This window comes from Streptomyces huiliensis, assembly GCF_020037025.1.
Classification (GTDB): domain Bacteria; phylum Actinomycetota; class Actinomycetes; order Streptomycetales; family Streptomycetaceae; genus Streptomyces; species Streptomyces huiliensis.
In genome coordinates, this window is record NZ_JAIQLH010000300.1 from 1 (window position 1) to 7,410 (window position 7,410).

General features: G+C 71.2%; 9 protein-coding genes. 3 read left to right on the plus strand and 6 right to left on the minus strand.

The genetic code is table 11. The features are described from left to right. Both JNW98_RS31675 and JNW98_RS31680 read left to right on the plus strand, forming a co-directional pair. The coding region (locus tag JNW98_RS31675; protein ID WP_223771752.1) for an acyltransferase family protein at positions 1-927 on the plus strand (927 nt) is incomplete at its 5' end. A gap of 140 nt (positions 928-1,067) precedes the next feature. Then, positions 1,068-2,291 (plus strand): acyltransferase family protein, encoded by a 1,224-nt coding sequence (locus tag JNW98_RS31680; protein WP_223771753.1) that lies wholly within the window; start codon positions 1,068-1,070, stop codon positions 2,289-2,291. Between the two features lie 48 nt (positions 2,292-2,339). Here the strand turns inward: JNW98_RS31680 and JNW98_RS31685 are convergent, their stop codons facing one another. From JNW98_RS31685 to JNW98_RS31700, 4 genes are all read right to left on the minus strand, one after another. After that, the gene (locus JNW98_RS31685) at positions 2,340-2,747 is read right to left on the minus strand and encodes a PPOX class F420-dependent oxidoreductase (RefSeq protein ID WP_223771754.1); all 408 of its coding nucleotides are present in this window, start codon (positions 2,745-2,747) and stop codon (positions 2,340-2,342) included. 121 nt (positions 2,748-2,868) lie between these two features. Beyond that, positions 2,869-3,363, minus strand: coding sequence for a 2-C-methyl-D-erythritol 2,4-cyclodiphosphate synthase (ispF, locus tag JNW98_RS31690; protein ID WP_223771755.1), 495 nt, complete (start codon positions 3,361-3,363; stop codon positions 2,869-2,871). Then, on the minus strand, positions 3,350-4,153 hold the full coding sequence (gene ispD, locus JNW98_RS31695; RefSeq protein WP_223771756.1) for a 2-C-methyl-D-erythritol 4-phosphate cytidylyltransferase: 804 nt from the start codon (positions 4,151-4,153) through the stop codon (positions 3,350-3,352). Before ispD ends, ispF begins: the two co-directional genes overlap by 14 nt. 356 nt (positions 4,154-4,509) lie before the next feature. After that, positions 4,510-4,992 (minus strand): CarD family transcriptional regulator, encoded by a 483-nt coding sequence (locus JNW98_RS31700; protein WP_003953493.1) that lies wholly within the window; start codon positions 4,990-4,992, stop codon positions 4,510-4,512. A 521-nt stretch (positions 4,993-5,513) separates the two neighbouring features. On the opposite strand from JNW98_RS31700, the gene JNW98_RS31705 reads away from it, so the two are divergent. Further along, positions 5,514-6,236: a copper chaperone PCu(A)C domain-containing protein gene (locus tag JNW98_RS31705; RefSeq protein WP_223771757.1), complete on the plus strand. Its 723-nt coding sequence runs from the start codon at positions 5,514-5,516 to the stop codon at positions 6,234-6,236. Between the two features lie 115 nt (positions 6,237-6,351). On the opposite strand, the gene phoP is transcribed toward JNW98_RS31705, so the two are convergent. Next, complete coding sequence (phoP, locus tag JNW98_RS31710; protein WP_469776664.1) at positions 6,352-7,023, minus strand: two-component system response regulator PhoP; 672 nt, start codon at positions 7,021-7,023, stop codon at positions 6,352-6,354. A gap of 85 nt (positions 7,024-7,108) precedes the next feature. Next, positions 7,109-7,410: sensor histidine kinase (locus tag JNW98_RS31715; protein WP_223771758.1), on the minus strand; the 302-nt coding region annotated here is incomplete at its 5' end.

Genomic DNA, 7,410 nt, shown 5'->3' on the forward strand with positions numbered 1-7,410 from the left:
ATCTGCATGAGCGGCTGGGGCAAGGGCGTCGGACAGTTCGCCGTCTCCCGGCTCACCCGCCTCTTCCCCGCCTACTGGTTCGCGGTGCTGCTGGTCACCGTCGTCGTCCGGCTGTGGCCCGTGGTCAACTCCCCCACCGCCCTCCGCGACGTCGCCGTCAACCTCACGATGCTCCAGGAACCCCTGGGAGTGGAACCGGTCGACGGCGTGTACTGGACCCTGTGGATCGAGGTCCGCTTCTACCTGCTGTTCGCCCTCGTCGTCCACCGGGGGCTCGACTACCGGCGCGTGGTGGCCTTCTGCGGGCTCTGGGGCATCGGAGCGGTCGTCGCCCGGGCCACCGACGACCCGCTGCTCGAGCGCGTCCTGCTGCCCTACGACTGCTGGTACTTCATCGCGGGCATCGCCTTCTACCTGATGCACCGCTTCCGCCCGGCCCCCCTGCTCTGGCTGATCGTCGGCGGCACCTTCCTGATCGCCCAGCACGACCTGCTGGTCGCGGAGCGGCGGGCGGAGGCGTACATGGGCCACCGGGTGCCGCACTGGCCCACCCTCGCCCTGGTCGCCGTGTTCTACCTCTCCGTGATGGCGGTCGCACTGGGGTGGACACGGCGGCTCGACTGGCGTTGGCTGTCCACCGCGGGGGCGCTGACCTACCCCCTCTACCTGCTCCACGAGCGCGTCGGGTGGGTGGTCATCCGGCACGCGGACGGACATCTTCCGCGCCACGTGCTGCTCCCCCTCCTGCTGGCGGGGGCGCTGACGGCCGCCTGGCTGGTGCACCGGGGCATCGAGCGCCCACTGGCCCGCCGGCTCGGGGGCGCGCTCCGGCGCGCCGTCGCGCGGGCGGGAGCCGGACCGCCGGAGACCACCGGCACCGTCCGGTCACCCGGCCGTCACCGAACCGTCGGGGAACCGCGTGGATGAATACCACCATCCAGGGGAGACGGTGGAGAAAAACAGGGACAGGAGACCACGGTCGCAGCCATGCGCACGTCCTCTGTGTCAGCATTCCCGGACACCCCCGCTCTGTATGACGATCCGACTAGCCCACGGAAGAGGACGACATGCGCTTCGCCAGGCGAGGTGGACTCGACGGCGGCCCCCGAGCCGTCCGGCGCCCGGCACCCCGGCTCGCCGTACTGGACGGGCTCCGCCTGGTGGCGGCCCTCATGGTCGTGGTCTTCCACTACACCGCCCTCCGCGGCGGCTGGGACCAGCACCCGGACAAGGTCTTCCCGGTCCTCCGGACGGTCACCCGCTACGGCTTCGTCGGCGTCGAGGTCTTCTTCCTGATCAGCGGCTTCGTCATCTGCATGAGCACCTGGGGGCGGTCGCTCGGCGACTTCGTGGTCTCCCGGATCTCCCGGATCTACCCCGCCTACTGGTTCGCGGTCTTCCTCACCGCCGGGGTGATCACCCTGTGGCCGCAGGTGCGCACCGTGGAGAACTGGGACGTCGTCCTCACCAACCTCACGATGCTCCAGGAGGCCTTCGGGGTGTGGGACGTGGACGGCGTCTACTGGACGCTGTTCATCGAGCTCAAGTTCTACGTCCTCTTCGCGATCGTGGTGGCCACCGGCGTCACGTACCGCAAGTGCGTCCTGTTCTGCGGCGTCTGGACCGTCGCGGCGGTCATCTCCCCCAAGTCCGACAGCAAGCTGCTGGAGATGTGGGCGACGCCGCTCTACACGCCCTACTTCGTGGCCGGCATCGCCTTCTACCTGATGCACCGCTTCAAGCCCACGGCGCTGCTGTGGGCCATCGTCACCATGTCGCTGATGATCGCGCTGCACGGGGTACCCAAGCGCGTCGCCGACAACACCAACAACACCATCCCCACCTGGCCCGCCAAGCTGATAGTGGTCGCGGCCTTCGTGATCATGGCGCTGATCGCGCTCGGGTACTTCAACCGGATCCAGTGGCGCTGGCTCACCACCGCCGGCGCGCTCACCTATCCGCTGTACCTCATCCACCAGTACATCGGCATGACCGTCATCCACGGCCTGCGCTCCCACATCCCGCCGTACCCGCTGGTCGCCGGGCTGATCGCGGTGATGCTGGGCGCCGCCTGGGCGATCAACCGGTACATCGAACGCCCGTTCGGCAAACGCCTGCGGCGCGCGATGCAGAAGGGCATGGAGGACATGCGCCACAACTCCACCGTCCCCGCGCTGCGCAAGCCCGATCCGCAGAGCGGCCTGGCGATCCTCCAGGAGCCCCGCAACACCAAGCCCTTCGAGCCGGCCGAGCCCGGCCGCGTGGGCGCCGGCACGGCCGACGGTGGCTGACGGACAGCCGCGGACGCGCCCGCCGGGGACGGCGGGCGCGCACGCCGCTCAGAGGCTGCCGACCACCTTGCGGGGCGAGACGCGGACGACGACCCGCTCGGCGTCGTTCTTCGCGTCCGGGTTGAAGTCCGCGTAGTCCTTGCCCGTGTACTTCCGGGACAGCTCGTCGATGAGCTCCTGACCGCCCTCGGTGGTCAGCTCCGCGGTACCGCGGACCTCGGCGTAGGTGTAGGGCGCGTTCGGCGGGTTCACCAGGACGGTGATCCGGGGGTCGCGGCGGAGGTTCCGCTCCTTCCGGCGCCCGACGGTCGTGGAGATCAGCAGGTCGTCGCCGTCCCGCTTGACCCAGGTGACGGAGAGCTGCGGGCTGCCGTCCGGCTGGACGGTGGCGACGGTGACGAAGGCGGGGTTGTCGTCCAGGTACTGCTTCAGGTCGTCCGAGAGTGCGGCTGACACCTTCCGGGTCCTTCCCTCGATTGACGGGCGCGCACCGGGCGGGTGCGCGCACGACGGAGTGTCGGTACCGGATCACGGTATGCCACCGCGACGTCACACAGGGGCGTAACGCCCCAGGCGCTCAGCGCGGGAACACCAGCGCCGTCGCCACCGCTGCCAGACCCTCCGCGCGGCCGGTCAGGCCGAGCCCGTCGGAGGTCGTCCCGGAGACGGACACCGGCGCGCCCACCGCCTCGGACAGCGCGCGCTGCGCCTCGGCCCGCCGCTTGCCGATCTTCGGCCGGACGCCGATGACCTGCACCGCCACGTTGCCGATCTCGAAGCCCTCGGCACGGACGATGCGGGCCGCCTCGGCCAGCAGGGTCACGCCGGAGGCGCCGGACCACTCGGGCCGGTCGGTGCCGAAGTGGGCGCCCAGGTCGCCGACACCGGCGGCCGAGAACAGCGCGTCACAGGCGGCGTGCGCGGCGACGTCGCCGTCGGAGTGGCCGGCGAGGCCGTGCGTCGCGTCCTCCCAGAGCAGGCCCGCGCACCACAGCTCGCGGCCCTCCTCGAAGGCGTGCACGTCGGTGCCGATGCCCACCAGAGGCAGGAGCCCCGCGCTAAAAACCGTCATTGGCCCTCCTCCGGGCGATCACTGCCTCGGCCAGCACCAGGTCCAGCGGCCTGGTCACCTTGAACGCCTCCTCGTGGCCGGGGACGACCACGACGGGCACGCCCAGCCGTTCGACCATCCCGGCGTCGTCGGTGGCCCCCTCGCCGACCGCCTTCCCGAACTCCGCGTGGGCCGCGTCCAGCGTGCGCCGGTCGAAGCCCTGGGGGGTCTGGACGGCACGCAGCAGGGCGCGCTCGGGGGTGCCGGTGACCGTCTCCGGAGCGGTCGCGTCCGCTCCGTCCCGCGGGGCGACCCGCTTGACCGTGTCGGCCAACGGCAGGGCCGGCACCACGGCCGGATGGCCGGCGCGGACGGCGGCGACGACGGAGTCGACCGTGTCGACGGGGACGAGCGGGCGGGCCGCGTCGTGGACGAGGACGATCCCGACGTCGTCGGGCAGCGCCTTCAGGCCCAGACCCACGGACTCCTGCCGGGTGGCTCCGCCGGGGACGACCACGACCTCGGTCCGGTCGCCCGCGAGCGGGAACTCGTCCAGCAGGGAGCGCACCTCGGCCTCGCCGTCCGGCGGGGCGACGACCACGACCAGGGAGACCGCGCGGGAGGCGGTCATGGCGCGCACGGCACGGACCAGCATGGGCGTCCCGCCGAGCGCGCGCAGCGCCTTGGGGACGCCGGGGCCGAGCCGGACGCCGCGTCCGGCCGCGGGGATCACCGCGGCGGTACGGGTCGCGGGGGCCGCGGGGACACCGGACCGCTCCGCCCGGTCGGAAACAGTGGCTCGATCAGACATCGCGTTGGCGTTCAGGTTTGCTTCCTCGGCCGAGGTGGGTATGGCCTGGGGGAACCCCGAGCGCGCAGGGCTCGGGGGAATGCCGGGCGCTCACCGTGACCAGCCCCTTCCGTGAACGACTGGTCCGGCCGCTCGCCCCGGTGTTCCGTGCGCCGGGCCTTCGGCACGGGAGTACGGATCGCGGGTGGCGGAAGCGGAGACGCCGGGCCCCGGCCGGAGCAGAGATGCCGCAGCGCCCGTCGGACGAGCTTTCGTTCGTCAGTCGGGCACCGCGGCACTTCCACGTCGCGACCACTGCGTCGCACTTCTGTTGTGCGGCGGGGAGCCGGCACCTGAGCGTCAGGTGTGCGTGTGCGTCAGGACGCGAGGACCTCGTCGAGCAGGGCCTCGGCCTTGTCCTCGTTCGTGTTCTCCGCGAGGGCGAGCTCGCTGACCAGGATCTGGCGGGCCTTGGCGAGCATGCGCTTCTCGCCGGCGGACAGGCCGCGCTCGCGCTCCCGGCGCCACAGGTCGCGGACGACCTCGGCGACCTTGATCACATCGCCGGATGCGAGCTTCTCCAGGTTCGCCTTGTAGCGGCGGGACCAGTTGGTCGGCTCTTCGGCGTACGGCGCCCGAAGAACCTCGAAGACTCGGTCGAGCCCGTCCTGGCCGACCACATCGCGAACACCGACGAACTCCGCATTGTCCGCCGGCACCCGAACCGTCAGGTCACCCTGGGCGACCTTCAGCACCAAGTAGGTCTTGTCCACGCCTTTGATCTGGCGAGTTTCGATGGCCTCGATCAGCGCGGCCCCGTGATGGGGATAGACCACGGTGTCGCCAACCTTGAACGTCATGTGACAGGTACCCCTTCCGTGGCTATCCAGTCTAACACGGGAAGTGTCCGTTCTGAATGGCGTTTCCGCAGGTCAGGGCATATCTCGGGGCTTGACAACAGCGGCCGGGACGTGCTGCGCGGGGGTTCCGGAAGCAGGTATTCGCAGGTCGGAGCGGTTGTCCGGGGCAAGCGAAACGGGCACGTTACACGTACCGGGACGGGCGCGCGAGCGGTCGAACGTCCCGTTTTGCCGGGGTCCGGGCGCGGCAGTTCCGGTACTCCGTTCGGGGCGGCGGGACGTTCCGCGCGCGCATTCCGGAATTGATCAAGCCGAACTTGATCAATTCCGGAACTCGTTCCCCTCGGCACTCGCATTCCTTACCGATAATCCACCGGACAGCTCCTCGGATAAGCCGGTCGTAGGACGCTCGACGGCCGAGTGGACCTTGAGGGGCGGGTCGGGTGCGGGGGCGGTGCGACGGCTCGGTAACCTAAGCCCGCTGACACACCTCTTACTTCGTCCAAGGAGATGCCGCCGCCGTGAGCAGCAGCCTTCGACGCGGCGCTCTCGCCGCCACCGTCCTCGCGCTCTCGATCGCCTCGCTCTCCGCCTGCGGGGCGGGCAACGACGCGGGGACGCTTCAGGTCAAGCCGGACAACGCCGCCGCCTCCGTCGGTGACATCAAGCTCCAGAACGTCAACGTGGTCACCCAGCCGGGGCAGACCACCACCGGCCCGGCCGTGATCACCGGCCAGGTGTTCAACAACGGCGACAAGGAGCAGTCCCTCACCGCCGTCAACCTGCCCGGCAAGAACGTCACGGTGCAGCTCACCGGCGCCAAGGGCAGCGGCCCGGTGGTGGTCCCGGCCGGCGGCTCGGTGACGCTGGGCGGCAAGGGCAACGCCTCCGCCGTCCTGCCGAACGGCCGAGAGAGCCTGAAGGACGGCGCGCAGCAGCAGCTGTCGTTCGTCTTCAGCCGCACCGGTGACGTGCGGGTCGGCGCCTTCGTCGTCCCGGCCACCAGCTACTTCAAGGACTGGGGTCCGGCGGAGCCGTCGCAGGCGCCGCAGTCCCCGCAGCCGGGCAAGCCGGGCGGCGGCAAGCAGGGCAAGCCGGGCGCGACCGCCCCGGCGTCCGGCAAGGCCGAGGACAAGTCCAAGAAGGACGGGAAGCCGGAGAGCGGCGACCAGAAGGCCGACAAGGGCACCGCCAAGAACGACAAGAACCGCCAGACCCCGGCGGCTCCCGACGCCGAGCACTGAGCCCGGTCTTCTCGCGGGGCCCGGTTCTCTCGCGGAGGAACGCGGCAGGGCCCGGGAGCCGTCGGCTCCGGGCCCTGGCCGGGTGATCTGCCGGCCGTGATCCGCCGGCCGCGGCCTACGGCTCGAACTTGTAGCCGAGGCCGCGCACCGTCACCAGGTAGCGCGGCGCCCCCGGGTCCGGCTCGATCTTGGCGCGCAGCCGCTTGACGTGGACGTCGAGCGTCTTGGTGTCGCCCACGTAGTCCGCGCCCCACACCCGGTCGATGAGCTGCATCCGGGTCAGCACCCGGCCGGCGTTCCGCAGCAGCATCTCCAGCAGGTCGAACTCCTTCAGCGGCAGGTCGACCTTGCCGCCGGCGACCGTGACGACGTGCCGGTCCACGTCCATCCGCACCGGGCCGGCCTCCAGCGCCGCGGGCGCGACCTCCTCCGGCTCCCCCCTGCGGCGCAGCACCGCGCGGATGCGGGCGACCAGCTCGCGGGAGGAGAAGGGCTTGGTGACGTAGTCGTCGGCCCCTATCTCCAGGCCCACGACCTTGTCGATCTCGCTGTCCTTGGCGGTGACCATGATGACGGGCACGTTGGAGCGTCCGCGCAGCTGCCGGCATACCTCGGTGCCGGGCAGGCCCGGCAGCATCAGGTCGAGCAGGACGAGGTCGGCGCCGTTGCGCTCGAACTCCTCCAGGCCCTCGGGGCCGGTGGCCGCGATGGCGACCTCGAACCCCTCCTTGCGCAGCATGTAGGACAACGCGTCGCTGAAGGACTCTTCGTCCTCGACGACGAGCACTCGGGTCACGGGGCGACCTCCGGTCGGATCTCGTTCTGGCGGTGCGGGCGGAAGGAGAGCAGAGGGGCGACGGGGTGCGGACGGCTCACCGGAGCGCCTCCGGGGCCGGGAGGCCGGTGGGGACGTGGCCCGTCGCGTCGGCCGCGTCCTGCGGGTCGTCGGCGTCGACGCGGCGCAGGCGGAGCCGGTCGCGGTCGACGCCCGCCTCGGGGAGGCGGAGGGTGAAGGTGGAACCCTGGCCCTCGGCGCTCCAGACGGTGACCTCGCCGCCGTGCGACGCGGCCACGTGCTTGACGATCGACAGGCCGAGGCCGGTGCCGCCGGTGGCGCGGGAGCGGGCGGGGTCGACCCGGTAGAAGCGTTCGAAGACGCGCTCGCGGTCCTTCT